The sequence below is a fragment of the Gemmatimonas sp. UBA7669 genome (assembly GCF_002483225.1).
Lineage (GTDB): Bacteria > Gemmatimonadota > Gemmatimonadetes > Gemmatimonadales > Gemmatimonadaceae > Gemmatimonas.
In genome coordinates, this window is the sequence record NZ_DLHL01000051.1 from 1 (window position 1) to 23,786 (window position 23,786).

General features: G+C 65.2%; 29 protein-coding genes. 18 read left to right on the forward strand and 11 right to left on the reverse strand.

The window, feature by feature from the left end:
- The 4 genes from B2747_RS14045 to B2747_RS14055 form a co-directional block, all read left to right on the forward strand.
- On the forward strand, window positions 1-515 hold a 515-nt coding region (locus B2747_RS14045), incomplete at its 5' end, for a hypothetical protein (RefSeq protein WP_291162171.1).
- Between the two features lie 130 nt (window positions 516-645).
- Window positions 646-1,518, forward strand: a complete 873-nt coding sequence (locus B2747_RS14050; RefSeq protein WP_291162173.1) for a prolipoprotein diacylglyceryl transferase — start codon at window positions 646-648, stop codon at window positions 1,516-1,518.
- Window positions 1,519-1,592: 74 nt separating this feature from the next.
- The gene (locus B2747_RS20265; protein WP_414652198.1) at window positions 1,593-2,042 is read left to right on the forward strand and encodes an energy transducer TonB; all 450 of its coding nucleotides are present in this window, start codon (window positions 1,593-1,595) and stop codon (window positions 2,040-2,042) included.
- A 96-nt stretch (window positions 2,043-2,138) separates the two neighbouring features.
- On the forward strand, window positions 2,139-2,429 hold the full coding sequence (locus B2747_RS14055; RefSeq protein WP_291162174.1) for a hypothetical protein: 291 nt from the start codon (window positions 2,139-2,141) through the stop codon (window positions 2,427-2,429).
- Between the two features lie 20 nt (window positions 2,430-2,449).
- Here B2747_RS14055 and B2747_RS14060 read toward each other — a convergent pair whose 3' ends face one another.
- From B2747_RS14060 to B2747_RS14080, 5 genes are all read right to left on the reverse strand, one after another.
- Window positions 2,450-4,207, reverse strand: coding sequence for an amidohydrolase (locus B2747_RS14060; protein ID WP_291162176.1), 1,758 nt, complete (start codon window positions 4,205-4,207; stop codon window positions 2,450-2,452).
- Between the two features lie 72 nt (window positions 4,208-4,279).
- Window positions 4,280-5,059: a class I SAM-dependent methyltransferase gene (locus tag B2747_RS14065; protein WP_291162179.1), complete on the reverse strand. Its 780-nt coding sequence runs from the start codon at window positions 5,057-5,059 to the stop codon at window positions 4,280-4,282.
- Window positions 5,060-5,124: 65 nt separating this feature from the next.
- Window positions 5,125-6,456 carry a hypothetical protein gene (locus tag B2747_RS14070; protein ID WP_291162182.1) on the reverse strand — a complete coding sequence of 444 codons (1,332 nt, stop codon included), beginning with the start codon at window positions 6,454-6,456 and terminating at the stop codon, window positions 5,125-5,127.
- A complete protein-coding gene (locus tag B2747_RS14075) occupies window positions 6,453-6,920 on the reverse strand; it encodes a hypothetical protein (RefSeq protein WP_291162185.1) in 468 nt (155 codons plus the stop codon). Before B2747_RS14075 ends, B2747_RS14070 begins: the two co-directional genes overlap by 4 nt.
- A complete protein-coding gene (locus B2747_RS14080; RefSeq protein ID WP_291162188.1) occupies window positions 6,917-7,261 on the reverse strand; it encodes a PadR family transcriptional regulator in 345 nt (114 codons plus the stop codon). Before B2747_RS14080 ends, B2747_RS14075 begins: the two co-directional genes overlap by 4 nt.
- 162 nt (window positions 7,262-7,423) lie before the next feature.
- Between B2747_RS14080 and B2747_RS14085 the strand changes: the two genes are divergently transcribed.
- The 6 genes from B2747_RS14085 to B2747_RS14110 all read left to right on the forward strand — a co-directional run bounded on the left by B2747_RS14085 (window position 7,424) and on the right by B2747_RS14110 (window position 12,117).
- On the forward strand, window positions 7,424-7,705 hold the full coding sequence (locus tag B2747_RS14085; protein ID WP_291162191.1) for a type II toxin-antitoxin system RelE/ParE family toxin: 282 nt from the start codon (window positions 7,424-7,426) through the stop codon (window positions 7,703-7,705).
- Between the two features lie 7 nt (window positions 7,706-7,712).
- Window positions 7,713-8,015 (forward strand): HigA family addiction module antitoxin, encoded by a 303-nt coding sequence (locus B2747_RS14090; RefSeq protein ID WP_291162194.1) that lies wholly within the window; start codon window positions 7,713-7,715, stop codon window positions 8,013-8,015.
- 28 nt (window positions 8,016-8,043) lie between these two features.
- Window positions 8,044-9,246: an AraC family transcriptional regulator gene (locus tag B2747_RS14095; protein ID WP_291162197.1), complete on the forward strand. Its 1,203-nt coding sequence runs from the start codon at window positions 8,044-8,046 to the stop codon at window positions 9,244-9,246.
- A gap of 132 nt (window positions 9,247-9,378) precedes the next feature.
- The gene (locus B2747_RS14100) at window positions 9,379-10,386 is read left to right on the forward strand and encodes an alpha/beta fold hydrolase (protein ID WP_291162200.1); all 1,008 of its coding nucleotides are present in this window, start codon (window positions 9,379-9,381) and stop codon (window positions 10,384-10,386) included.
- Window positions 10,383-11,045 (forward strand): hypothetical protein, encoded by a 663-nt coding sequence (locus B2747_RS14105; RefSeq protein ID WP_291162203.1) that lies wholly within the window; start codon window positions 10,383-10,385, stop codon window positions 11,043-11,045. Before B2747_RS14100 ends, B2747_RS14105 begins: the two co-directional genes overlap by 4 nt.
- Before the next feature lie 142 nt (window positions 11,046-11,187).
- Complete coding sequence (locus B2747_RS14110) at window positions 11,188-12,117, forward strand: NADPH-dependent F420 reductase (RefSeq protein WP_291162205.1); 930 nt, start codon at window positions 11,188-11,190, stop codon at window positions 12,115-12,117.
- Between the two features lie 21 nt (window positions 12,118-12,138).
- Here the strand turns inward: B2747_RS14110 and B2747_RS14115 are convergent, their stop codons facing one another.
- A complete protein-coding gene (locus B2747_RS14115; protein WP_291162207.1) occupies window positions 12,139-13,797 on the reverse strand; it encodes a beta-N-acetylhexosaminidase in 1,659 nt (552 codons plus the stop codon).
- 238 nt (window positions 13,798-14,035) lie between these two features.
- Between B2747_RS14115 and B2747_RS14120 the strand changes: the two genes are divergently transcribed.
- Both B2747_RS14120 and B2747_RS14125 read left to right on the forward strand, forming a co-directional pair.
- Window positions 14,036-14,311 (forward strand): 3-hydroxyacyl-ACP dehydratase FabZ family protein, encoded by a 276-nt coding sequence (locus tag B2747_RS14120; RefSeq protein WP_291162210.1) that lies wholly within the window; start codon window positions 14,036-14,038, stop codon window positions 14,309-14,311.
- A gap of 30 nt (window positions 14,312-14,341) precedes the next feature.
- Complete coding sequence (locus tag B2747_RS14125) at window positions 14,342-14,947, forward strand: SIS domain-containing protein (RefSeq protein WP_291162213.1); 606 nt, start codon at window positions 14,342-14,344, stop codon at window positions 14,945-14,947.
- Between the two features lie 2 nt (window positions 14,948-14,949).
- Here the strand turns inward: B2747_RS14125 and B2747_RS14130 are convergent, their stop codons facing one another.
- Window positions 14,950-15,345, reverse strand: coding sequence for a type II toxin-antitoxin system death-on-curing family toxin (locus tag B2747_RS14130; protein WP_291162216.1), 396 nt, complete (start codon window positions 15,343-15,345; stop codon window positions 14,950-14,952).
- Between the two features lie 3 nt (window positions 15,346-15,348).
- Window positions 15,349-15,576, reverse strand: coding sequence for an AbrB/MazE/SpoVT family DNA-binding domain-containing protein (locus B2747_RS14135; RefSeq protein WP_291162220.1), 228 nt, complete (start codon window positions 15,574-15,576; stop codon window positions 15,349-15,351).
- Window positions 15,577-15,701: 125 nt separating this feature from the next.
- Here B2747_RS14135 and B2747_RS14140 point away from each other — a divergent pair, with 125 nt between their 5' ends.
- Genes B2747_RS14140 through B2747_RS14150 form a run of 3 tightly spaced genes read left to right on the forward strand, consistent with a single transcriptional unit; the run spans window position 15,702 to window position 18,165 of the window.
- Window positions 15,702-16,286, forward strand: a complete 585-nt coding sequence (locus B2747_RS14140) for a hypothetical protein (protein WP_291162222.1) — start codon at window positions 15,702-15,704, stop codon at window positions 16,284-16,286.
- 25 nt (window positions 16,287-16,311) lie between these two features.
- Entirely contained in the window at window positions 16,312-17,145 is an 834-nt protein-coding gene (locus B2747_RS14145) for an AAA family ATPase (protein WP_291162225.1), read from the forward strand.
- A 42-nt stretch (window positions 17,146-17,187) separates the two neighbouring features.
- Window positions 17,188-18,165 carry a carbon-nitrogen hydrolase family protein gene (locus B2747_RS14150; protein WP_291162228.1) on the forward strand — a complete coding sequence of 326 codons (978 nt, stop codon included), beginning with the start codon at window positions 17,188-17,190 and terminating at the stop codon, window positions 18,163-18,165.
- Between the two features lie 31 nt (window positions 18,166-18,196).
- Here the strand turns inward: B2747_RS14150 and B2747_RS14155 are convergent, their stop codons facing one another.
- On the reverse strand, window positions 18,197-19,150 hold the full coding sequence (locus B2747_RS14155) for a cytochrome c (protein ID WP_291162231.1): 954 nt from the start codon (window positions 19,148-19,150) through the stop codon (window positions 18,197-18,199).
- 131 nt (window positions 19,151-19,281) lie between these two features.
- Window positions 19,282-20,229 (reverse strand): LysR family transcriptional regulator, encoded by a 948-nt coding sequence (locus B2747_RS14160; RefSeq protein ID WP_414652199.1) that lies wholly within the window; start codon window positions 20,227-20,229, stop codon window positions 19,282-19,284.
- A gap of 90 nt (window positions 20,230-20,319) precedes the next feature.
- Between B2747_RS14160 and B2747_RS14165 the strand changes: the two genes are divergently transcribed.
- The 3 genes from B2747_RS14165 (at window position 20,320) to B2747_RS14175 (ending at window position 21,728) form a co-directional block, all read left to right on the forward strand.
- Window positions 20,320-20,784 (forward strand): DMT family transporter, encoded by a 465-nt coding sequence (locus B2747_RS14165; RefSeq protein WP_291162237.1) that lies wholly within the window; start codon window positions 20,320-20,322, stop codon window positions 20,782-20,784.
- A gap of 72 nt (window positions 20,785-20,856) precedes the next feature.
- A complete protein-coding gene (locus B2747_RS14170) occupies window positions 20,857-21,294 on the forward strand; it encodes an HIT family protein (RefSeq protein WP_291162242.1) in 438 nt (145 codons plus the stop codon).
- A gap of 65 nt (window positions 21,295-21,359) precedes the next feature.
- A complete protein-coding gene (locus B2747_RS14175; RefSeq protein WP_291162245.1) occupies window positions 21,360-21,728 on the forward strand; it encodes a DUF2809 domain-containing protein in 369 nt (122 codons plus the stop codon).
- A 19-nt stretch (window positions 21,729-21,747) separates the two neighbouring features.
- Here B2747_RS14175 and B2747_RS14180 read toward each other — a convergent pair whose 3' ends face one another.
- The gene (locus tag B2747_RS14180) at window positions 21,748-23,754 is read right to left on the reverse strand and encodes a multicopper oxidase domain-containing protein (protein WP_291162248.1); all 2,007 of its coding nucleotides are present in this window, start codon (window positions 23,752-23,754) and stop codon (window positions 21,748-21,750) included.
- Window positions 23,755-23,786: the final 32 nt, after the last annotated feature.

Below are 23,786 nucleotides of genomic sequence, written 5' to 3' on the forward strand. Positions count from 1 at the left end.
CCCCTACAAGTGGGGGGATTACCTTCTGGCTCTCCATCCTCGGGCATGAAGCCGCGCAATTCGGTGTTGGTGCCTTGGTGTACTCGTCCGATGAACTGCGCACCGGTATCGTGAGATCATGGCCGCAGCTCCTGGTCGTATGCGCGGGGCCGGTTTTCACCATGCTGCTCATGACCATGAGTGTGCTGGGTGCGCGGTCGAGCCAGAACGCAACATGGAAGCTGGCGTGGTCGTCTCTGGTCGCAAGCGCAGCGTCGCGGATTGCGATCGTTGGCTACGGCACATTGCGTGGCACGGCAATCAACGACGAGCAAACGATTGGCCGCATCCTCGGGATGTCGCCCCGCGCAATATGGTGCGCGGAGGCTCTGGTGGCCGTGGCATGCATAGTACACGTGGCTCGCATGTGGTCGCCTAATGTGCGGCCGCAGATCCTGCAGTGGATAGCGGTGAGCGTTGTTGTCGGATGGGCCGTAACCTTGGTGGCCGGACCGCTCCTTGGTCTTCCGATATGACGGGCGGTCGGCCTTGCGTCAAATTGGACTGACGGACAACTGAAGTGGATGCTATGTTGGAACGCTGCGGAGCGCGCTCTGCATATGCGTGCGCTAAAGCGATACTTTCTTCCACAGTCGAATAGCGGCAATGCTACCCTTCTTCGAGCAGCCTGTCTGGAGCCTCGGTCCGCTAACCATCCACGCCTTCGGTGTTAGCGTCGCTGTTGCTGCGTGGTACGGGTTGATCGTTGGCCAACGGCGCTTTGGTCGTCTGGCGCTTGATGCTGGCCTTGGTCAGCAGCTTGCGAGTTGGATGCTGCTTGGTGGCATGATCGGGGCGCATCTCTTCTCAGTGCTCTTCTACTTCCCATCAAAGCTTCGGGAAGACCCTTGGCTGCTGCTCCGTTTGTGGGAGGACATCAGCTCGTTCGGCGGGATGGTGGGAGGGTTGGCCGGTGCGCTGCTGTTCTTCGCTACGCGGATGCGAGAGAGCACCTGGACACATCGTCTCGCTTACCTGGATGTCGTGGCGTTTGTCTTCCCTGGGTCACTCGCGATCGGGCGCATCGGCTGCGCACTTGCGCATGATCACCCGGGTTCAATCAGCGCCTTCCCGCTTGCCATCAGCCTTGAGAGCAGAGATGCTCAGGCGTTTTACGCGAGTAGTGGGAAATCACTGCCAGCTGATGCCGCACTGCTGGGCTTCCATGATCTCGGGCTCTACGAACTGCTGTACCTTTCGCTCGTCATACTGCCGCTGTTCTGGTACTTCGATCGCCGTTCCCGACCTGCCGGCTTCTATCTCGCAGCGTTCGGCGCACTTTACTTGCCCGTCCGGTTTGGGTTTGACATGCTTCGTGTTGCCGATGCGCGCTATGCCGGCTTGACGCCGGCGCAGTGGCTGGCGGCGCTTATGCTCTTTGCGCTGCCACTGGTGACCCTCGGCCGTCGCACGCTTGCGTATGCAATTGGCGGTACGGTGCTGCTTACTACGCTTTGGGCGTGCTGGAGCGGCTCCTAGTTCCGTCGCCGGTCTCTCGATCTTGCGGTTTGCCGCGCGCGGCCTCCAATTGAGGCCATCTCAGCAGAACGCCAATGTTCGGCAATTGGTCCCCCATAGATCGGAGCTACAGAGTGTCGTATTCAGCAGTGGCTTTACTCGTCGTGTCCTCGTTCTGGCCGCACACGTTACAGGATCCCCGGCCTTGCGCCAATACCGTCGTGGTGGAGACTGACACCACTGTTCAACGTGCTGGGTCTGACAAGGACACGTTGCTGAGATGGTCATCGGGCGGCACAGGGCCGGAGTATCCCACGCAGCTTCGGTCGCAAGGTCTCATGGGTCGCGTAGTGGCTCGATTTGCCGTGGATACGAACGGGCGGGTCATGCCGGGAACTGCGGCCATCGTCTCTGAAACGCACCGCGAGTTCGGTCAATCGGTGTGTCAGTTTCTCAAGCGAGCGCGGTTTCAACCGGTGCCTGTCGATGGCCGCAAGCGGACTGTGACGGTCGCTGCAGCCCCGTTCGAGTTCTCCATCAGGTAATCGCACGTCGGTCGTGTCGAGTCTGGCACCAACCTGCCCGCCGTATCTCTCCATTCAGCAGAGGATCACACAATGATTTCAGAATCCGTTACCCCCATGACCGAAGGCCGAGTCTTCCGCGTGACGCTCACGCATGGCGACCAGTTCGAGTCGTACCTCGGCGTGTACGTGCGTGTCGACATCGGCAACGGCGTGGTGCACATCTTCAGTCAGGACGCGCAGGCGCACTACCTGACCATCCCACTCGGCCATGCCATCATCGAATGGCAGGATCCCTCGGCGCTGGAGCCGCAACCTCGCGCCTCGCCCTACGGATCCAAAGCGTTCGACGCGATGGAGAAGCAGCTCGAGACCATGTCCAAGGCCATGAGCGAACGCTTTGGTTGACGCAGTGGCGGTAGCCCTCGCTACCGCGACCCCCCGCGCTCAAACACCACCCGCCCGCGCGACACGGTAAGCGCCACACCACCACGCAGCAGCGCGCGTGGCTCGACACGGAACGGATCCACATCCAGCACGGTGATGTCAGCACGCTTGCCAACCGCAATGGCGCCGGCCTCCTGTTCGTCAAACCCCGCCCAGGCGCTCCACACGGTGTAGCCACGCACGGCTTCTTCCGGCGTCATGCGCTGAGCGGGATACCAGCCACCCGGTGGTGCGCCGCTCGTATCCTGACGCGTGATGGCGCTGTACAGGCCGTAGAACGGGCTCCAATCGGAACCGGGCAAGTCCGACGAAAACACGAGCGGCGCGCCAGCCTGTCGCAGCGTGCGCCACGCATACGCACCAGCAATGCGTTCGCTCCCCACGCGAGTCTCCGCCCAGCCCTTGTCCTCCACAGCGTGCGGCGGCTGCACCGAGGCAATCACCCCGAGCGCGGCAAAGCGCGCCATGTCCGCCGGCGACACCACCTGCGCGTGCTCCACACGATGTCGCAGCTCGCGCGCCGAGGGCACCGCGCGTGTGACGGAATCGATGAAGTCGAGTGTCGCACGGTTGCCGGCATCGCCAATGGCATGAATGCCCGCCTGGAATCCGGCACGCATGGCATCGGCCACCAGCCGCTGATCAAAGCCATAGGTACCACCGCTTACGCCACGATGACCGGGGCGGTCCGCGTAGTCGGCCAGCAGTTGCGCACCGCGCGAGCCCAGCGCACCGTCGTAGTAGGCCTTCACGGCGCGCACGCTGAGCATGCCGTTGGCCGACGTGAACGGACCGCGTGCAATCCACTGGCGAACAAGCGCCGAGTCGCGCGCACTCAGCATGGCGTACACACGCAGCGGCAGTGCATCACGCTCGGCGAGCCTCTCGAAGCTGTCCATGACATCGGGCGGCACACCGGCTTCGTGTACGCCCGTGTAGCCGGACGCATTCATCACACGCAGCGCGCGCAGCACCTGTGAGTCGCGCTGCGCCGGCGTGGGCCGCGGCACCGCGTTGTCGAGCAGCGGCACCGCACGATTGAGCACGAGGCCGGTGGGTTCGCCACTCGCATCCTTGCGGATTTCTCCGCCGTTCGGCACGGGGGTGTCGCGGGTGATGCCGGCCAGCGCGAGCGCGCGCGTGTTGGCCCACGACGCGAAGCCATGCAGGCTGCGCAGCACGACGGGGTGATCGGGCACGCGTTCCGACAGCAGGCGCTTGTCGGGATAACGATTGGCCCACGCGCCCTCGTCCCAGCCATAGCCCAGAATCCACTCGCCCTTGGGTGTCTTCGCGGCGCGCTCGGCAATGATATTCACCGCCTCCACCTCGGTGGCGACGCCGGTGAGATTCACGCGCTCGAGCGACTCGCCCAACTCGGCCACGTGCGTGTGCGCGTCAACAAGGCCCGGCAGGACCACGCCGTCGGCGAGATCCACCACGCGTGTGCTCGGACCGCTCAGCGCGAGTGCGCCGGAGTCCGTGCCGACGTAGACAATGCGCCCCTCTCGCACGGCGATGGCCGTGGCGTCATGGTGCCAACCGCTGGCCGAGTCGTAGGGCGCCTCTGGTGAGGGGCGACCATCGGTGGACGGGTCGGGCCACGCGAGGGTGTACACGCGGCCGTGGTGCAAGACGAGGTCGGCTGCGGGCGTGGAGTCAGCACTGGGGGCGCAGGCGGCCAGCAGTGGCAGCGACAGGGCAGCCACGGCGCGTGCACAAAGGCGGGATTGCGTCATGGAACAAGTATAGGCCGTCTCGGCAAAGCCGTCTCGGTCAGGCCGTCTCGGCCTTCACAGCTCGTGCGTGGGTCAGTCGCAGCGCGCTGCGCGAAGCCGTCGGGCAATGTCCTCGGGTGACGGCGCCGCGGCCGGCGCGCGAAACACGGCGAGATACTCGCCGGGCTCCATCTCGATGCGACTCAGGGGCTCGTATCCGACGGCGCGCAGTTCGCAGGTGAGAAGGGTGATGGGTGTGCCGTGTGCATCAGTGGGCGCCTCGCGGTCGAGAATGGCAAGCCGCCCGCCGGGACGCATGGACGTGGACAGCCGCGCGAGGAGTGCAAATGGCTGCGCAATCTCGTGGTACATGTGGATCATGAGTGCCACATCCACCGCAGCAGCAGGAAGCCGCGGGTCATCCTCGGTGCCCAGGACAATTTGCACGTTGCGCCAGCCGGCCCGGCGTGCGCGATTGCGCAACAGGCCCAGGTAATCGTCGCGCACATCCTGACCGTAGATCACCCCGCTGTCGCCGAGCACGGGCACCAGACGCGCGACGTAATAGCCATCGCCGGCCCCAATGTCCGCCACCGCCATGCCGGGAGTGAGCTCGAGGTGTGCAAACACGCGGGTTGCCTCACCCTGCCGGTCCCGGATGCGCTCGTCGGTCCAGCGTGGGGCAACGATGTCGCTGACCGGTCGGCGCGGCGCGGGGTAGCCGGCACTGCTACCTGTCGCTCGTGATGTCTGCGGTGTCTGGGCCGCGCTGCTGCAGCCGGCAATGCCGCTGACCAAGGCGAGGTACGCCAGGCTGCGTGCCAGCAGTGCGGACGAACGCGGGCGGATGGTGTGTGGGCGAGGTGAGGGCATGGCGATACAACGCTCATGACCGGGTAGACTGTGCCCGGGCCCGTCAGCCGTGCCGACGCCGCGACCTACTGCCGCACCACCACCCAATCACCAACTCGCGCGCCCTCGCGCAGCGTCCACCCAGGGGCCAAGGTCAGGGTCCAGCTGCCATTCGAAAGTGACGGCCTGTCCGCTGCTGGTCCGGGCACTACCACTTCGCTGGGCACGCCAGCCCCCTGCTTGAGCAGCACGCCGTTTCGCGCCACACGCAGTGTGCCCCATACGTCGGTGAATTGCCCGCTGCCATACACGGTGCCGTGCCCTGCGAGCGGAAAGGCATCGTTCGGGTTGAACGAGTAGCTGAGACTGTCCGTGGTGGGAATGCGTACCACCGGCTGTTCGACGAGACGCACACGGTGACCACGCTCCGTCTCGGCGCGCCGGGCATCCATCTCGTTTTCTTCGGCGCGGATGAGCAGACCACCATGACGCTCACTGCGCTGCAGCATGCGCGTCGTGTCCACACGCACGGTGGGATAGGCCACACGCAGCAGCTCGGCGAGGTCGCTGCCTGCATTCAGCTGCGGTCGCCACGCCATGCCTGAGCCATCGAGCAGCACGCCGTAGGCCGGGCCCGACGCGTAGGCAAAGCTCCGCACCAGCGACTCTTGTCGTTCGCGCGCCAGCATGGCCAGGGCTACACGACGCGCGAGCAGTGAATCGGCCTCACCACTCGAAGCCCAGCCGTTGTACTCGGCGAGGCCTTCATTGAGTAACAACGCCTGTTCCTCGCTCTGCGCCTGTGGGTATGTGCGCAGGCGCATGGCGCGAAAGGCCAGCGCGTCGCTCAGCGCCTGTACGCGCTGCGTGCCACTCCGCAGCAGCGCTTCAGCCAGGGCGCGCCACTCCAGTCTCGTCCAGATTCGTGCTGCTGTCGTGCCGAGGTGCACGTTGGACGGATTGGCTGCCGGCAACCTCAGTTGGTCTTGCACACGATGAAAGGACTCATGCAACAGCAGACGAACCCGCGCGCCGCGATCGGCAGGCAATGGCCACATCAGCATGGCATAGCGCGTGCCGCCAAGTGTAACGGCCGTATTGGCAATCGGTAGCGCGTCGGGCAGCGTGCCGACAAACAACGCGCCCTGCGCTAAGAGTAGCCCCGCCGAATCGGCCTGGCTGGCAACCACCTGTCGCGTGCGTGGCTCGACAAAGAGCAGCGCCCCAAGGGTGCGGACCTTCCATAACGTGTCCGTGCGCGCGGCCAGTGCCCGCACCTCGCTCACGTACTCACGCGCAAGGGTCGTGTCGATGGCCGATTGTGCGGAAGCGGGGAGTGCCGCAACAAGAAGCGCGGCGACAGGCAGCGCGAGATCACACGTGGTGCGCCCGCGCTGCGAAAGCCGCGACGTACTCATCGCGGGCTGCGTCCCGACCACGCAATGCTATCGCGAGTCGGTACGTGAATGACCAGGTCTTTTCCGTGATTGGCACCGCGCAGCCAGATGCGGTCGTCGTCCTGCGCAATGCGATCAGCGGGCAGGGCCACGCCATCCACTGTGGCGGCGACCACACGGTGCCCGGCAAACTCGAGGGTGAACGCACCGGCTGCGTCGCTGGCCGAGATGGTGAGTGGGGCATGCGACGCCTGCACGCGGTTGATGAGCAGCGCGACAAGAAGCACGCTGGCCACGGTTGTGGTCACGGCAAACGTGCCCGCGCCCTGCCGCCGTCGTCTATGGCAACGCAGCACAACGGACACGAGATGTCGTGTGCTGCTCACACCGCGCTGCGCACGCAGCTCCTCGAGATCACCAAGGATCTCTTCGTGCCAGGCCGGCTCGCACAGCGTGCGGATCACACGCTCCGTCCAGATGCTCATGGCGTCCCCAATTGCGGCCGCAGTGACCAGAGTCGTGCGCGCACGGCGCGCGTCTGCTCGAGGGCACGCCGGCCATCGGCGGTGACACCGTACAGACGTTTGCGTCGTCCGCCGCGTTCCGGTGTGCCTTCGCCAAGGCGCGAGGTCACAAAGCCCTTGCGTTCGAGTCGGTCGAGCGTGGCATACACGGCGCCCAGCGCGACGGCACGTTCGCCCTCGCGCTCCAGCAGGGAGCCGATGGCCACGGCATAGCCCTCGGGGTGCAGAGAGTGCGCGGCGAGCAGCACGAGCTCCTCAAAGCCGCCCAAGCGGAAGTCGTCGTCACGGTCGGTGCGATCCATACAATAGCGAATATAGTGATTGATCCGATTCAGGCAAGACGGGGCGATCGAACCCCTTGGCGAGATGGCGCACCTTGCCAGTTTCCCCAGAGGCGTGGGCGTCACGTTCGCCCGAACGGGCATAACGCTTGCCGTTAATACCGCCTCGCGTTATCATTTCGCATGATCGGCAGCTTCAAGGATCGCGATACTGAGCGCTTGTTCGAGCGACAGCCGGTGCGGCGCTTTCCACCGACATTGCGGCCCCTGATGCTCCGGAAGCTCCTGCTGCTGGATGCGGTCGTCGCGCTCGAGGAACTGCGGGTGCCTCCTGGCAATCGACTGGAGAAGTTGAAGGGCGATCGGGCCGGGCAGTGGAGCATCAGGGTCAACCAGCAGTGGCGCGTCTGTTTTCGCTGGAAGGACGGCGCGGCACATGACGTCGAGATCGTGGACTTTCACTGAGCTGCGCATGGCAACCAAGCTCGCTCCAATCCATCCTGGCGAAATTCTCCTCGCTGAGTTTCTCGAGCCACTGTCGCTGTCGCAGTATCGGCTCGCACAGGACCTGTCGGTGCCGCCACGCCGCATCAATGAGATCGTTCATGGCAAGCGGGCGATCACGGCGGATACAGCCCTGCGGCTGGGGCGGTACTTTGGCACGTCAGCGCAGTTCTGGCTCAACCTGCAGACGCGATTTGATCTGGAAATCGAACGCGATCGATTGGGGCCGCGGCTCGGGGCAGAGGTCTCAGTCTACCAAGCGGCCAGTTGACGCTCTACGCGAATAACTTCAGCGCGCAGTGAGTGCCGGTGCCCTCAACTGGTGGCAGATCATTGCCCTGTTCGGTGTCGTGCAGGGGACCGTCGTGGCCCTCGCGCTCGCGGCCAGACGCCCGCGCCGCACCCCGAACCTCTTGCTCTCTGCGCTGGTGCTCGCCTTTGCGCTGCACCTCGCGTCGGTGGTCTACTACTCCGCCGATCTGGTAGAATGGCTGCCGCACTTTTTCGGTCTGACGCAGCCGCTGCCGCTGGCGTTCGGCCCCCTGCTGTATCTCTACGCCATCACGGCCAGCGGTCAGCAGCATGGATTGCGCCAACGTGACCTGTGGCACGCGCTCCCGTGTGTGGCCTTCTATGTATGGGGCCTGCCCATCTACCTCCAGGGCAGCGAGGGAAAGGTCGCTCTGTACCGCGCCATTCAGGCCGGACAATTGCCGCTGCAATCACGGGTGGCCATTCCGCTGGTGTTGCTCTCCGGTGTCGGCTACACGGTGGCCACACTGGTGGCACTGCGCCGACATCAGGGCGTGGTGGCCGAGAACTACTCGTCGCTCGAACGGGTGAACCTGCAGTGGTTGCGCTGGCTGGCACTCGCCAGCGCAGTGGTCTGGCTGATGGCGCTGCTGTTCGAGGCCGCCGGTTCAGCGCAGTGGGCCGTTTCGCTGCCCGGCGACCTCGTGGTGGCCGTGGGCATCACGCTGGTCATTCACGCGATCGGGTTCTGGGGACTCCGTCAACCGGAAATCTTCCGCTATGTCACGGCCGAACACCTCGTCGTGCCAGCATCGCCCGTGTCAGCATCGCCCGTGTCGGCATTGCCCGTGCAAGCGTCCGACCCGGCGCTACCGCGATACGAGCGCTCTGGCCTCCCGCCGCGGGAAGCCGAGACGCTCAAGGCGCGCCTGCTGGCCCTTATGGAGGAGGAACACCTCTATCGGAGCGCGGAGCTCACGCTTGGCGAACTCGCTGAGCGTTTGGGGACGACGCCCCATCGGCTGTCGGAGGTACTCAATGCCTCGCTTGAGCTGTCTTTCTACGACTTCATCAATGGCTATCGCGTGCGCGAGGTGCAGGCGCGACTGCTTGGGCCCGACGGCGCCAGACTCACCTATCTGGCGCTGGCCCTCGACGCCGGCTTTGCGTCCAAGTCCACGTTCAATGCGGTGTTCAAGAAGCACACGGGCATGACCCCGTCGGAGTACCGGCGCGCAGCACAGGTCTGAACGTCCCGGCCGGTCGGCTCGGACGTACTGCACGAACGGCCCGGTCGAAGCGCCTGCCATCCTCGGCTACGATGCGCCTCGACGCGGGCCGAACTCATCGGCTCCGTCGCGAAACCCGTATCGGAGCATTGGATGTTCGCACGTTGTGTGCTGGCCATGGGCGCCGCGGTCTTGATGGCCTGCGAACCGTGGTCGATGTCGGAGCCGGGGCATCTGGTTCCCCGTACAGTAACCGAAGACCCGAATCTGCCGTCCATCACCATCAACGGCTCGCGTCTTCACGCCGAGACGCGTGGCACGCCCGGCAAGCCGGTGATGATCATGCTGCATGGTGGGCCGGGTGCCGATTACCGCTCGCTCCTGGCGCTGGCCGGTCGCCATGCCGGCTACTCGCTGCCTGATCACTACTACATCGTGTTCTGGGATCAGCGCGGGGCTGGCCTGTCCGAGCGTCACGACCAGGACAAGCTGACCATCGACCAGTACGACGCCGACTTGCTGGCCATTGTGGACCGTTATGCGCCGGGCGGCCAGGTCACCCTGGTGGGGCAGTCGTGGGGCGGGATGTACGGCACTTCATTCATCAACCGGCATCCGACGCGAGTGAAGGAGGCCGTGTTCATTGAAACGGGGCCACTCAAGGGCAGTACGTTCGAGCGTATCAAGGGAGAGTTGTTTGACCTGCACCTGCTGCGCGAATGGCTCAACGACATGGCGTGGACGGCGCAGTTCTTTTCGCCCGACGATCACATCCGGATGGACTACCAGATGACGATCGGCGCGGAGGGATCACAGCCCCGCAACAACACGCGCAAGGGTCCGGGTGCAGAGCCCTTCTGGCGTTTGGGCGCGATGGCCAATCGCTACGTGCAGGAGGACGGACAGGACGCCAAGGGGCGCTTCACCTACGACTTCACCACCAACCTGCAGCAGTACACGGGCCGGGTGCTGCTGATTGCGGGTTCGCGGAGCGAGGTGCTCGGCGCGCCGCTGCAATTGGAGCAGCAGGCTCTGTACCGTCATGCCAGCGTGCAGGTCGTGCAAGGCGGCGGTCACGATGTACACTGGACTCATACGCCTGCGGTACTGGGGCTGATGCGCACGTTCCTCTCCGCCTCCGGCACAGGCGGTGCCCAATGAAGCGCGTGCTCCTGCTTGCTGTGCTGATGCTGCTCTCGGGCCATCAGCGTTTGGCCGCGCAGTGGAACCTGGCCCGTCTTGAACCCGGGGACGGGACCTGGCAGGTAAGCACGGCGCTTGATCCGGCCATCATCACCTCGATTGGTTATCGACAGATGCGGACAGTGTTCGGCGCGCCCACGCAGTTTGGTGTGGAAGCGGGTGTCGTGGCCGGCGACGCCGACCTGAGTGACTACCGAGCGCGAGTCGACGCAGGCGTGCAGGTCTTTCGCCGCGGAACTTTTCGTACCGTTGCCAGCGCGGCGTTCCTGACGCGCGGCACCAGCAACACCGTGTTTCGCGGCACCAACTTCGGTGCGGATATCGGACTCGTCGCCGGGATGTATCGCCCGCGCTGGTTCGTCGCGGCTGAGACGGGCTACGACAAACCCATCGTCACGCATCTGACGCACACCAGCGCGTATCGTTCGCAGTACTACGCCGACGCGCAGGACGGTTGGTACATCGACACGGGAGGAACGCGCCGACTCGGTGTTGTGACCGGCACATCGCTGCGCGGCGTGGAACTGATGCTGCGTGCGGGCGTGGCGCGCACGCGTGGTGGTGAAGCCCTGGTGGCGCCGGGGTATGCGACACTGGGGATGGGGTTTCGGTTCTGAGAGCGGGCAGGTGAAGATACGCTCACAACTAGAACGAAAAGGGAATTGATGGCGCTTTGCGCTCGTCCGCCGCATTGTTGACCGGCCCCGCCGCATGATGCGGCGGCGGCCTCTCATCACGCTGCAGCGCCACACATTCCATATGCCTCAGCCGACACGCGCCCGCCAGATCATTGCTGCTGCACTGCTGGTCGCCTCAGCCTGCGGTTCTCCTCCCGCTGACAAGGCGCCCGCCGAGCAGACCCCTGCTGCAACGCCGCCGGCGCCCACCGTGGAGAAGGGTGTGGTCGCCATCATTGGCACTGGCACTCTCGCCGGCGCGCTTGGGCCGGCGTTGGGTGCGCAGGGGTATCGCGTCATCTACGGCAGCCGCGACCCCAATCGTGAGACGGTGCGCGCGCTGGTGCAGCGCTCCGGGCCCAAGGCCTCGGCGGTCACGCAACCCGAGGCGGCGGCGCAGGCACCGGTGGTCGTGCTCGCGGTCCCCGGTGAAGTGGTGGTTGATGTCGCGGGCACACTCGGCGACTTGAGTGGCAAGGTGGTCATTGACGTGAGCGGTGGCGAAAAGAAGGTGGCGGCCGATGGCTACCAGGAACTCACGTCAGACAGCGCGCGCGCCGAGCTCATTCAGGCGCGGCATCCGACCATTCGCGTGGTGCGCATCAACCTGCCGAACATCGTCTACTTCATGGATCCGCTGCTCACGAAGACGCGGGCCACGGTGTTTGTTGCCGGCAACGACCCCAAGGCACGCGAGACCGTGGCGAACATGCTCTTCGACCTGGGTGTTGACCCATGGGACTCGGGGCCGGTGCGTTTTGCGCGTCTGTTCGACGCGTTCAACACGCTGGCGAATATTCCCGGCCAGCAGCGGCGCCCGGAGGGCTATCAGGTGGTGATGATGCCCACGGTGCCATTCTCGTGCTTCTTCGACATGGTGCAGTTCTTCGGATTTGGCGAGCCCACTGAACTCAAGCAGTTGCCGAAGTTCCCGCGGCGCGAGCCGGCGCCCACCTGCGAAGAATGGATGCGCCGACTTCCGCCCATGGGGGCACCACCACAGGCTCTGTAAGGGTGGCGCCATTCGTTACAGCTACTGCACCCACTCCACCTGTGGTGACGCGTAGAAGTTGATGCCGAGCAGTCGCCAGCGCGGCGCGTGTGCCGCAATGCGCGTGCGGAAGCCCTCCCAACTGCGCTGGGACTGCTCGCTCCACCCCACCTCGGCAATTGCCGGCAGTCGCGGCACGAGCAGATACTGCGCGGCGCCCAGGTTCTTGACGGTCTCGGTCCACAGCGGCGCTTCAACGCCGGCAATGTTGGCCTCGGTCAGCCCCGCGCTGTACGTGGCCGGGTCCCAGTCGTAGGCAGTGCGCAACTCAATGAGACCGGCCCAGCGCAGCCCGAGCTCGGTCTGCGCCGTGTATTTCATGTCGAGGTAGGCGCGCGGACCCGGTGACATGATGAGCTGATTGCCCTGCTTCACGGCCAGCAGCGCGGTGTCGCTGCGCCAGAGCTGCGCGAGGGAGCCGGGGCGCAGCCTGGCCTTGCCCACCTCCTCCCAGCCAATCATGGTCTTGCCGTACTTCTGCACGAGACGCTGCGCGCGCTCCACGAACTGCGCGTACTGCTCGTGGGACAGCACTTCAACCTCGTCGCCGCCAATGTGGATATACGGGCCAGGAGTCATGGCGGCGAGCTCGCGCACCACGTCTTCAACAAAGTGATAGGTGATGGGCTTGTCGGCGCAGAGGGCGCTCCATCCCACGCGAATGCCGGTGTACAATCCGGCGGGCTGCGAGTCAGGACCGAACAGGCTCGGTGTCGCGCGGCTGCATCCGAGCCGCGGATAGGCCGCAATGGCGGAGTTGGTGTGTCCCGGCATGTCCACCTCAGGCACCACGGTGATGTAGCGCGCCGCGGCGTACTGCACGATCTCCCGGTAGTCGGCCTTGGTGTAGAAACCACCCGATGCGCCGCCCACCTCGCTGCGCCCACCCACGGTGGTCAGCAGCGGCCACGACGCGATCTGGATGCGCCAGCCTTGATCGTCCGTCAGGTGCAGGTGCAGCCGGTTGAGCTTGTACAGCGCCATGAGGTCGATGTGCTGCTTCACTTCGTCCACCGTGAAGAAGTGCCGCGCGACATCGAGCATGGAACCGCGCCACGCGAAGCGCGGCGCGTCAACAATACGTCCGGCAGGCACCGATACGGCGGGCGCGTTGCGCGGCGCGCTGTGCTCCATCTCCACGGAGGCGGGCAGTAGCTGGCGCAGGGTTGTGGCGGCAAAAAACAGCCCGGCCGGTGTGCGCGCCACAAGACGTAGCGTGTCGGCCGAAATGTCGATGGTGTACGCCTCGGCGCCTTGCACGGTCATCGTGTCGAGCTGCAGCATGACCACATTGCCGCTGGCCGCCGCCGAGTCGCGTACTGCGCGCGGGCTGCGCGTTGCGCGCCGGTTGCTGACCGGTAACGGCACGGCCGCCGACTTGCGCAGGGTGCGCGCGAAGAACTCGGCGGTGCGTGTCACCTCGCCCGGGCCATCGGCCACGATGCGCGTGCCGGTAGTGAACACAAACGGCGCACCGTTCGACGCCGTGACGCGCGCCGGTAGCGGCACCACGCGATGCGCGTCCAGATTGGCCAGCGGAGAGAACATGGGCGGCGCAGCAGTCGGCGCTGTTTGTGCCAAGGCGGGGGCGGCGAGCAGCACCGCACACGCTGTGGCCAGTCCGCGGTGGAGTCGTGTCATGCGACGAGTTCCGGTGTGTATGCCAAGGTGATCTGATGCGCGGGCCATGAAGTGGCGGGCTGGGACTGTCGGGATTGTCATCGGCTTGTTGCGACGCAGCGAGATGCCGTGACAAAGGTGGCACGTCTCACCGCGTTGGGCGAGCGGTGTTCGTCTGGCGGGTTCGGGGGAATGCCGGTAACGTCATCTCCACGAGGCCGAGCGCGAGCGGCCGGCGGGTTCTCCTCACCAGACGCCAATGACCACGGTCATCAATCCGCTGGACCTGCTGCCGCATCGCTACCCCTTCTTGCTGCTCGATCGTGTCGAGGTGGTGACGCCTGGTCAGGAGGCCCGTGGATGCAAGCTGGTAACCGGATCGGAGTGGCACCTTGTTGGTTCGCGGGATGGCGTGTCGTCCATAGCGATGCCGCACGCGCTGATCGTCGAGGCGTTGGCGCGGGTTGGCGAGGCGGTGCTCGTGAAGGCGGTGCTTACCACGATTGTTCGTCCCGCGGCTGGGCTAAGGGCCTAGCGGCAAGCATCTGCTCATCTCTACAACACCATGATTGACCTGATCCAGTCCGCACTCAACGATAGCGCCAACGCTCTCGATGCCCTGCGGTGCGACGAAGCGGCCCTTGCGGCCATCGCTGCCGCCGGCGAGCTACTGGCCACGTCGCTCAAGGCCGGCGGGCGGGTGTTCAGCTGCGGCAATGGCGGCTCCATGTGTGACGCCATGCACTTCGCCGAGGAGCTCTCCGGTCGATACCGCGAAGACCGGCCTGCCCTCGCAGCGCAGGCCATCAGCGACCCCGGTCACCTGTCCTGCGTGGCCAACGACTACGGCTATGAGCGCGTGTTCGCGCGATATCTGGAGGCGCACGGACGGGCTGGTGACGTGCTGGTAGCCATAAGCACCAGTGGCAGCAGCGCCAATGTGATGCGCGCCGCTGAGGAGGCCCGTGCACGCGGGCTCCAGGTGATTGCGCTCACGGGGCGGTCTGGCTCGCCGACCGGGCGACTGGCGCACGTGGATGTCTGTACACCGGCTGGCCGTTATGCCGACCGGGTGCAGGAGCTGCACATCAAAGTGATCCACATTCTCATCGAGATCATTGAGCGGCGTTTGTTTGCTCAAGGCGTTGTGCCGAATGCTACCGTCCCATGACCTTACAACTTGAGCCGCACCAGTCGCGGGCGCAGCCATTCGGCAAGCGACGCTTCAGAAAGTGAGCCCGCCGCGAGCGCCGTTACCATCTGTACAACCTCTGCTTCTGTTGCGTCGAGGTCCTTGCCGTTCAACCCCAGAAAGATCATGGCCGCGAGAAAAGCGGTGCGCTTGTTGCCGTCGTTGAACGGGTGTGCCCGCGCCAGTCCGAACGCATACGCGGCAGCCAATGTCGCGAGGTCCGAGTCAGGTTCGTAGTGATGCTTCTGCTGGGGACGAGCGAGGGCCGCTTCCAACGCATTCTCATCACGAGTGCCAGGCAGGCCGCCGTGCTCGCGCAATTGATCGAGATGTACGGAGTCCAGTACGAGCCGAGGAACCCAGCGCGGCGTGGCCATGGGCTATTTCGCCAGTTCTCGCAGGGCGTTGCGGAACTTCCTGGCTGCGTGCGCGGCCACCGCAAGACCGGCTTCAACGTCCGGATCGTAGGGCGTCAGCAGAATGCCGCGATCTGTCTCGATGGCCAGTACACGGTCTCCGGCCTCGAGGTGCAGCCGATCAGCCATGTCCTTGGGGATAGTCGCCCCGATCGAGCCACCAACCTGACGCAGTGTGAGTTCGCGTACCATTGCAGCCTCCGTAGCACGGGTATGCTACAAATGTAATACTTTCGTGCTACGCGGCAAGCTGTCCCTGAGGATACATTCCGATGATCGGACAAAGGCGTTCTCCTCTCTGCTCTGACCGAGTCCACATGCGCACATTTCTTGTACTGCTTGCTGCGGCCTTTGCCCACCTGCTCGCGCCCGCCGCGTCTGCCCAGGAACGCGCGCTGCTGTCCGGTGTGGATTTCACCTTTGGTGTGGGCCGCGGTCTCGGTGGACCGCGCGCCAACGAGCGCAATCTGCCGTCGTTTGGCATCACGGCTGCCGTACCGGTGCTCAAGCGCGATCGCGGCATGATCGTGGCGGCGTTGCACGGGTCGCGCAACGGATGGTGGGAAGGCTATGGTTGCACGCTGCTCACGCCGCCCGATCGCTGCTACGGTTACCCCAATGACGAGTCGCTGTCACTGCTGGGAGGATGGGGGTCGCACCGCGGCGGCGGCAATGTGCTGCGCGTGATGCTGGGACCCGCAATCGCCCGCACCAGCGAGGACCGGCGTGGTGCGGCCATGGTGGCGCGCTTCGACATGTCGGCCATTCTCACCTCGCGCACGTCGATTCTGCTTTGGACGCAGTACAACACCATCCCGTCGCGCAACGGGGCGTTTCTCTCGGTGCTGTCGGCCGGCATTGGCATACGCGCGCACGGCGACGCGTCGCCACTCAAGCGATAACGTCGTCGTGGGCGGCTCGCGTCGCATGTACAGCCTGCACCATCAGCCCAAGCTGATGGCGCTGCGGTATGCGCGGCCGCCATGGGCTGACGACACACGCTTTCCGTTCTGCGTGCCGGCCATCGCGTCGCTGCGTGAACTGGACCTCGACGCGTCGGTGGTGTGTTTCGTGGGCGAAAACGGTTCCGGCAAGTCCACGCTGCTCGAGTCCATTGCCATTGCGGCGGCACTTCCCAGTGCAGGTGGGGCAGGGCGCGCCATGGACGATCCTACGCTCAGTGAACAGCGCTGGCTGGCACGAGCCATCAAACTCACGTGGCGCAGTCGCAACAACCGCGGACTGTTTCTGCGCGCCGAGGACTTCTTCAACTATCAGCAGCAACTGGCACGTGAACGCGCAGAGTTCGAAGACACACTCGCGCGCATGGAAGAGGAGTACGCGGATCGCTCGCCGCACGCCAAGGAACTGGCCATGGGACCGCTGCGCGCGAGTATGGCCGACATGGACCGTCGCTACGGCGCCAACCCCGACGCCAAGTCGCACGGCGAGGCGTTCCTCAACTTCTTCCAGGAACGCCTCGTGCCCGGTGGACTCTATCTGCTCGATGAGCCTGAGGCCGCACTCTCACCGCAGCGTCAGCTCACGCTGCTGGCGATGATGTTCGACTGCATTACCGAAGGCGCGCAGTTCATTCTTGCCACACATTCACCGCTGCTGCTGGCCTTCCCCAACGCTCGGCTCTACTCTTTTGACGGCGACGGCGTCGAACCCATTGCCTGGCAGGACACCGAGCACGTGCGTCTCACCCGCGACTTTCTGGCGGACCCGGAACGCTATCTGCGCAATCTGCGCGCGTAGGTCTGCGACGCCACCACCACTCCTGACTTGCATACGGCTGTCATGAAAACTGAGCCCAACCTGCTGCGCATTGCCGGTGCCCAGATTGCGCCGGTCTGGCTCGATCGCGAGGCGACCATCGACAAGGTGGTGGCGTGGGTGCGCAGTGCCGCTGCGAACGGCGCGGGTCTGGTGGCGTTTGGCGAGGCGCTGATTCCCGGCTATCCGTTCTGGATCGAACTCACTGACGGCGCGCGATTCGACAATCCCGTGCAGAAGGCACTGCATGCGCACTATCTCGAGCAGGCGGTGCAGATCGAAGCCGGCCATCTCGACAGGGTGTGTCAGGTGGCCGCCGAGTGCGGCGTGAGGGTGGTGGTGGGCTGCATCGAGCGGCCGCGTGATCGCGGTGGGCACAGTGTGTACGCCAGTCTGGTGCACATCGACGCGCAGGGCGTGATCGAGTCGGTGCATCGCAAGCTCATGCCCACGTACGAGGAGCGGCTCAGCTGGTCGCCCGGCGATGGGCACGGGCTTCGCACCCACGCCTGCGGCCCCTTCACGCTCGGTGCGCTCAACTGTTGGGAGAACTGGATGCCGCTCGCGCGTGCGGCGCTGTATGCCCAGGGCGAGAATCTGCATGTGGCCCTGTGGCCCGGCAGTGTGCGCAACACGGAGCACATCACGCGATTCATCGCGCGCGAGAGTCGCTCGTACGTGCTGTCGGTGTCGGGCCTGCTGCGCCGCACGGACATTGGCGCACACATCCCACACGCCGAGCGCATTCGTGAGGCGGCGCCGGAGATGCTGGCAAACGGCGGCACCGCCATCGCCGGCCCCGACGGCTCATGGATTGTGCCGCCGGTGGCCGACGTGGAGCAACTCGTGTTCGCGGACTGTGACTTGCGCCGAGTGCGTGAGGAACGGCAGAACTTCGACGTCATGGGGCACTATGCCCGGCCCGACGTGCTTCAGTTGCGCGTTGATCGCACGAGGCAGTCGGTGGTGACGTTCAACGACCAGACCAGCGACCCCCACTAGCCGCGGGCAGCGGGCCTGCCGCCCGATGCGATTATTTCGCGCTCGCGACCGCCGGCACCGTGCTGATGTAGGCCCACAAGGCCTGCATCTCGATGTCGGTCATGTTCTTTGCGTACTTGGGCATGAGTGCCATCGGCTCCCGCAGCTTCGTGCCGTCCTTGCGCACGCCTTCGCGCATGGCGCGCTCGAAGTCCGTGTACGTCCAGCCCACCAAGCCGGCGGGTGTGAGATTGGCGGCAGGCGGCCAGTCGGGTGGCCCGCCCACGATGGGGCCACCGGCGAGGCTCGGGAGATGACAGCCCGTACACACCTGGGCGAGGTGTTTGCCGAACTCGGCGTTCGGCGCTTCGGCCGGCGGCAGCACGGCGTGTGTGCCTTCGTGCGCGCTGGGATGCATGTCCGCCGAAAGTTTGAACTGCCCGGTGGCGAGGAGCATCTTGCCCACGGGGCCGAAGGTCGGTGCGGCGACCGTGTTGTCGACCGGTGGCAGCGAGCGAATGTAGGCGACGATATCGGACAGCTCGCGATCGCTCATGGCGAAGTAATCTTCCGACGGCATCACCGCCGGACGACCGTCGGGCTTCACGCCGTGTCGCACCATGCGGTCCCAGTCGACCGGTGTGTATTGCACGGTGCGTGAGCCTGCGCCCATTGTGAGATTGGGCCCAAGCAAGGTACCGATAGCGGGATCGTCGATCATCGTCCCGCCACCGAAGTTGGTGCTGTGGCACTCGACGCACACGTAACGCGCTTCCACGAGATGCTTGCCGCGCGCCACCGCGCTATCGCGCGCGACCTGCTCGCTCTCCGCACTGCGCAGCGAGTCGCTCGTTAGTGGCCAGGGCACGGGAAATGTGCTGGCCTTGATGGTGTAGGTCTTGTCCAGCTTGCTGGTGGCCGCGCTGCCGGCCCAGACATAGGTGCCCGCGCCCGCCACCACGAGTACGCCGATCAGGCCACCAAAGCCGATCGCGATCTTCTTCATGACGCCCATGCGTGCCCCCTCCCTGGTATGACGTCTTCGTATGGGATTAACCTGCGGCCTGGTTCGCGCCGTGTCGAGCGGGTGATTCAAATGGTATACGTACTGGAATGGCTGAACGACCGGCCTTTACCTCAGCGTCTCGCCCCTCGCTTCGCCGCCACGCGTGACGCCGCCATGACCTGCTGCAGCAGCCACGACCGTCCCTCGTCTTCGAGTGCGTCCGGTCGGTGTACCGCCACAAAGGAGAAGGGCGCCACTTCAAAGGGCAGGGCATGCACCGCGAGCTCTGGATCGGGCGCCTGTTCAGCAATGGTGCGTTCGGCAATGGTGAGCAGGAGGTCCGTGCCCAGCACGAGGCGCGGTGCGGGGAGAAAGTGCGGCCACACGGTCACCACGCGCCGTGTGCGACCGATGGCGGCGAGCGCGGTGTCGATCTCGTTCAGTGCATCGCCCCCGTCGAGTCCACGTACGGCCACGAGGGCATGCGGAGCGGCACAATAGCGAGCCAGCGTAAGGCCGCCACGAAAGGCACGATGTCTGCGGTCGCCCACACATACGAAGCGCTCCACGAAGAGGCGTGTGGCGACAACACCCGTGGGTATGACGGGGAAGACGCCGAGCGCCAGATCCAGCATGCCGTCCCGAACGCGCGCGGCCGCTGATTCGCGACTGAGTTGCACGACATCGAGCGTGACGTGGGGCGCCAGGCGACGCATCGCCCGCATCAGGCGAGGGAGCACAACGAGGGTGCCGTAGTCACTCATGGACACCCGGAAATGCCGTCGTGACTCCGACGGCTCGAAGGCCCCCTGGCCCACCACACGACGAGCCAGTGTCAGCGACTCGGTCAACACGGGAGCCAGCGCCACGGCACGCGGCGTCGGGCGCAGTCCACCGGCCGCCCGCTCCAGCAGCGGATCGCCAAGCAGCGTGCGCAAACGTGCGAGGGCGTGGCTGACGGCGGGCTGACTCATGGCCAGGCGCGTGGCCGCGCGGGTCACGTGGCGCTCGGCGAGCAGCGCCTCGAGGACCACCAGCAGGTTGAGATCGATGCCGCGCAGATTATTCATTCCATGCATGATATGCATGACAGGATCGAATTTCCAATAGCAGTTGGCATGGTGCAGAGTGCAGGGCGCAGTCTTCCCTCAGTCCTACAGAGAGCCCCTATGCCGCAATTCTCCACGCACCTGGCTCTGGCCTTCGCCATTGTGGCCGGCATGGTCATTCCCGTACAAGCCGGGGCCAATGGTCGCCTCGGCCGACTGGCCGGGCACCCGCTGTTTGCCGCGCTCACCTCGCTGGGCGTGAGTCTGGTGGTGCTGGCCGTGTTGGCGAGTGCCTTCGCGCCACGTCCCGATCTCACAGCCACTCGTAGCGCGCCACCCTGGGTATGGCTCGGCGGGTTCGCGGGAGCCATTTATGTGCTCACGGCCACCGCATTTGCCCCGCGTCTTGGTGCGGCCACGTTCACCGCGGCGGTAGTGGCGGGTCAGTTGGTGGCGGCGGCGGTGATCGATCACGGGGGGCTGTTCGGCTTCGCGGTCCGTCCTTTGTCCCTGGTGCGAGTGTTGGGTCTCGCGCTGGTGGCGGGTGGTGCTCTGGTGCTGCAGCAGTCGGCCACGAGCAAGTAGCGGACGCGCGCGCATGGCATGCGATGTGGCCCGTGCTACATTGATCCAAACTTCCCTGGAGTCTTGCTGCGCATGGTCGACCCATCATGTACCTTCTGTCGGATTGTGGCCGGCGAACTACCGGTAAGCGTGGTGGCCGACGAACCATTGGCGCTGGCGATCATGGATCTGCGGCAATTCCACGCGGGCCATGTCATCATTATTTCGCGCGCGCACGTGCATGACCTGCGCGACGCCGATGCCGAGACCGTGCGTGCAGTGTTTGATCTCACCGCGCGCATCGCACGCGCGGTTCAGCGCACATTTGACCCCGAAGGCCTCAGCGTATGGCACTCGGCGGGCGAGGCCGCCAATCAGGAAGTGCCGCACTTGCATGTGCATGTGCATCCGCGCGTGATGGGTGACATGGTGCTGGACGTGTATCCGTCACCACCACCGCTGCCGTCGCGCGATGCGTTGGACGCGCTGCGCGACCGGATTGTTGCGCAGGGTATCACGTCGTACCGGTGACGGGTATGTGTGCCACATCCAGATGGTCCGCACGAAGGATCTCGCCGTACCAGCAGCTCTTTTTCATGACAATTGCGATGGGATGGAGCACGCGCAGTCCGCGGATTCGATATCCCGAACTGATTGCCACCTACGGTGGCGATACGCTCTGGGCCGCCATGGTGTACTGGCTGCTCGCCTGGTGGCGTCCGCGCGTGCCATGGCCGGTTCGTGCTCCGGCCGCCCTGTGCATTGCCACGGCGGTGGAGTTCAGTCAGTTGTATCAGGCGCCGTGGATTGTAGCGCTACGCGACAATCCGGTCGCGGCCCTGGTACTGGGGCAGGGTTTTCTGTGGACGGACCTGGTGTGTTATGCCGTCGGCGTCGCCGGTGCGGCGCTTATTGATGCGCTGCTGCTGACGAAGCAGCCGCTTCCTGAGATGGAACACACGTGACAGCAGCACTGCATCGCTGTCATCGTGATGCGCGCGGTACGATGGGCACGAAGACCGTGCTGCCCGGGAAGTCAAACGCCTCATACGGCGCCATGCGCACGCGCAGCGCTAGCCCTTCTTCATTGGGCATGGTGAAGGCCACATCCAGCGTCATGCCGGCGCCAAAGCGTCGTGTGGCTTTGACGGTGCGCTGCTGATTGGCCGGCAGGTCGGCGCCGTCCACCGCGAGCAGTTGCCACTCCTGCACGGCCATCGTGGTGTCGGCACCCCGTTTCACCAGCGACACCTCCACTCGCTCGTTGCTGGGAATGCTCGCAAAGCGCAGACGGTGAGTGGCACCGACATCGAGTGTGAGAGGCTCCGGCTCATGCCTGCCGTTTACGGCCACGCGCCCCAAGTAGCCGGGGCCATGCGTGGCCAGCAGCACCACGTGATCGCGCCGCGGGTTGTACGTGGCGGGATTCTCGAGCACCAACATGGCGCTGTACAGGCCCGACGCCAGTTCATCGCCTGCTTCGTCGTGGGTATGAATCATGAAGGTGCCGGCGCGCGGCGGTGTGAAGCGCACCACAAACGAGTCGCGCGGCGCGATGGGCGCACGCAGGCGAGTGCCCATGCCGCTGAATGAACCCACACCATCGAACCAGCTCTCGAGTTCCATGCCGTGCCAATGCACCGACAGCGGCGACGTGATGCGGTTGTGTACGGCGATGCGCACCGGCTGTCCTCGCGCGAGCAGCAGCGGTTGACTGGGCACGGTGATGGAATCGCGCGCCGGTCGCTGTGCGCCGCGCTGCAGGACAAAGGCAAACCCCGGCGTGCTGTCGAACACGCCGGTGCGGGTCTGCGCAAACAGCGTCAGTCGGCGTTCGTTGGCCGGCGCTGCGCCACGACCCGCCGCGCGGGCTTCCTCGCGCGCCGCCAACGCACCGGGTGCGGCGCGCACCGTGATGCCCATGACGAGACCCGCCATGTTGTGCCCGGCCATACTGTGGCTGGTCATGGCATGCGGCGCCGCCTCGCGTCCGGCGTTGTTGGCCACCGGAAAATCCTGCACCGACGTCATGTGCCGCGTGAGATGACAATGAAACAGCCAGTTGCCCGGGCGCTCGGGCACCCAGGCCATGGTCATGGATTCCCCGGCGGTCAACAGCTCAGTGACCACATCATGCTGCTCGGCCTGCGGCACGTCGCGCCACGACGCCGGGTTGCCCTTGCCGGTAACACGGAAGTAGAACCCGTGCAAATGCATGGGATGCGATGTAAGCGAGGCATTGATGACACGCCATCGCACAGAATCGCCCACAGTGTAAGACAACGGCTCGGTGTTGGGGAAGCTGCCGCCGTTCATGGTGATCTTCCAATCGACCGTGTCCGTGAGGCCGGGCGCGTACTCATCGAGCCAGCGATTGATGACAAAAGTGCGTTCGCGCGGATCGGGGACCGTTCCCTTGGCATCCACCACCAGCGCGCCTAGGAAAGGTCCCTCTTCAGCTTCACCACTCCACATCCAGTCGGGAATGGGCGCCACACGATGCCGTACGGTGGGTGTGGTGCGTCCCCAGTAGAAATGCGCGCCCGGCGCGCCCACCGAGAAGGTGACGGTGGTGTCTCGGCCCGGCAGCACCGCGACCGAGTCTTCCAGGTTGCCCTGCGCACGCCCCGTAAGGCCACGCACCACCATGCGCTTCTCGAGCGTGTTGCGCAGTGTGAGGCGCACCACGCCTCCTTCCACATGTCTGAGCATGGGACCTGGCACTCGCGGTTCCACCCCGGGCTCGGCAAAGGTGAACGCTGCGACATCTGCGTGGCCCGTTCCCTGTGGCTGCCAGCGTACCAACCTCGACTCGAGCGTGACGACAAGCGTGTCGTTCACCACGTGCCCCGCGGCGCGGCGATACTGCTCCGGCGTCGCCAGCGGCACGTCGCTGCCCTTGTGCACCGCCGGACGGAGCGTGAGGTCCGCGTCAGACTGCAGGAGCGTCGTCAGCGCGAACAGGAGCAGAGCGGCCGGCTTGTGGAACATGGCGAAGCGCCTCGGAGTGGTGGTGGCGCGCG

Coding starts and splice junctions, on each gene's coding strand:
- B2747_RS14110 (WP_291162205.1), top strand. CDS start 11,188: ATGCCTCAGCCGACACGCGCCCGCCAGATCATTGCTGCTGCACTGCTG.
- B2747_RS14055 (WP_291162174.1), top strand. CDS start 2,139: ATGACCGAAGGCCGAGTCTTCCGCGTGACGCTCACGCATGGCGACCAG.
- B2747_RS14105 (WP_291162203.1), top strand. CDS start 10,383: ATGAAGCGCGTGCTCCTGCTTGCTGTGCTGATGCTGCTCTCGGGCCAT.
- B2747_RS14130 (WP_291162216.1), bottom strand. CDS start 15,345: ATGGCCACGCCGCGCTGGGTTCCTCGGCTCGTACTGGACTCCGTACAT.
- B2747_RS14170 (WP_291162242.1), top strand. CDS start 20,857: ATGGTCGACCCATCATGTACCTTCTGTCGGATTGTGGCCGGCGAACTA.
- B2747_RS14100 (WP_291162200.1), top strand. CDS start 9,379: ATGTTCGCACGTTGTGTGCTGGCCATGGGCGCCGCGGTCTTGATGGCC.
- B2747_RS14050 (WP_291162173.1), top strand. CDS start 646: ATGCTACCCTTCTTCGAGCAGCCTGTCTGGAGCCTCGGTCCGCTAACC.
- B2747_RS14140 (WP_291162222.1), top strand. CDS start 15,702: ATGCGCACATTTCTTGTACTGCTTGCTGCGGCCTTTGCCCACCTGCTC.
- B2747_RS14075 (WP_291162185.1), bottom strand. CDS start 6,920: ATGAGCATCTGGACGGAGCGTGTGATCCGCACGCTGTGCGAGCCGGCC.
- B2747_RS14085 (WP_291162191.1), top strand. CDS start 7,424: ATGATCGGCAGCTTCAAGGATCGCGATACTGAGCGCTTGTTCGAGCGA.
- B2747_RS14115 (WP_291162207.1), bottom strand. CDS start 13,797: ATGACACGACTCCACCGCGGACTGGCCACAGCGTGTGCGGTGCTGCTC.
- B2747_RS14180 (WP_291162248.1), bottom strand. CDS start 23,754: ATGTTCCACAAGCCGGCCGCTCTGCTCCTGTTCGCGCTGACGACGCTC.
- B2747_RS14150 (WP_291162228.1), top strand. CDS start 17,188: ATGAAAACTGAGCCCAACCTGCTGCGCATTGCCGGTGCCCAGATTGCG.
- B2747_RS14060 (WP_291162176.1), bottom strand. CDS start 4,207: ATGACGCAATCCCGCCTTTGTGCACGCGCCGTGGCTGCCCTGTCGCTG.
- B2747_RS14145 (WP_291162225.1), top strand. CDS start 16,312: ATGTACAGCCTGCACCATCAGCCCAAGCTGATGGCGCTGCGGTATGCG.
- B2747_RS14160 (WP_414652199.1), bottom strand. CDS start 20,229: ATGCATGGAATGAATAATCTGCGCGGCATCGATCTCAACCTGCTGGTG.
- B2747_RS14125 (WP_291162213.1), top strand. CDS start 14,342: ATGATTGACCTGATCCAGTCCGCACTCAACGATAGCGCCAACGCTCTC.
- B2747_RS14065 (WP_291162179.1), bottom strand. CDS start 5,059: ATGCCCTCACCTCGCCCACACACCATCCGCCCGCGTTCGTCCGCACTG.
- B2747_RS14080 (WP_291162188.1), bottom strand. CDS start 7,261: ATGGATCGCACCGACCGTGACGACGACTTCCGCTTGGGCGGCTTTGAG.
- B2747_RS14135 (WP_291162220.1), bottom strand. CDS start 15,576: ATGGTACGCGAACTCACACTGCGTCAGGTTGGTGGCTCGATCGGGGCG.
- B2747_RS14120 (WP_291162210.1), top strand. CDS start 14,036: ATGACCACGGTCATCAATCCGCTGGACCTGCTGCCGCATCGCTACCCC.
- B2747_RS14155 (WP_291162231.1), bottom strand. CDS start 19,150: ATGAAGAAGATCGCGATCGGCTTTGGTGGCCTGATCGGCGTACTCGTG.
- B2747_RS14165 (WP_291162237.1), top strand. CDS start 20,320: ATGCCGCAATTCTCCACGCACCTGGCTCTGGCCTTCGCCATTGTGGCC.
- B2747_RS14175 (WP_291162245.1), top strand. CDS start 21,360: ATGACAATTGCGATGGGATGGAGCACGCGCAGTCCGCGGATTCGATAT.
- B2747_RS14070 (WP_291162182.1), bottom strand. CDS start 6,456: ATGAGTACGTCGCGGCTTTCGCAGCGCGGGCGCACCACGTGTGATCTC.
- B2747_RS20265 (WP_414652198.1), top strand. CDS start 1,593: ATGTTCGGCAATTGGTCCCCCATAGATCGGAGCTACAGAGTGTCGTAT.
- B2747_RS14090 (WP_291162194.1), top strand. CDS start 7,713: ATGGCAACCAAGCTCGCTCCAATCCATCCTGGCGAAATTCTCCTCGCT.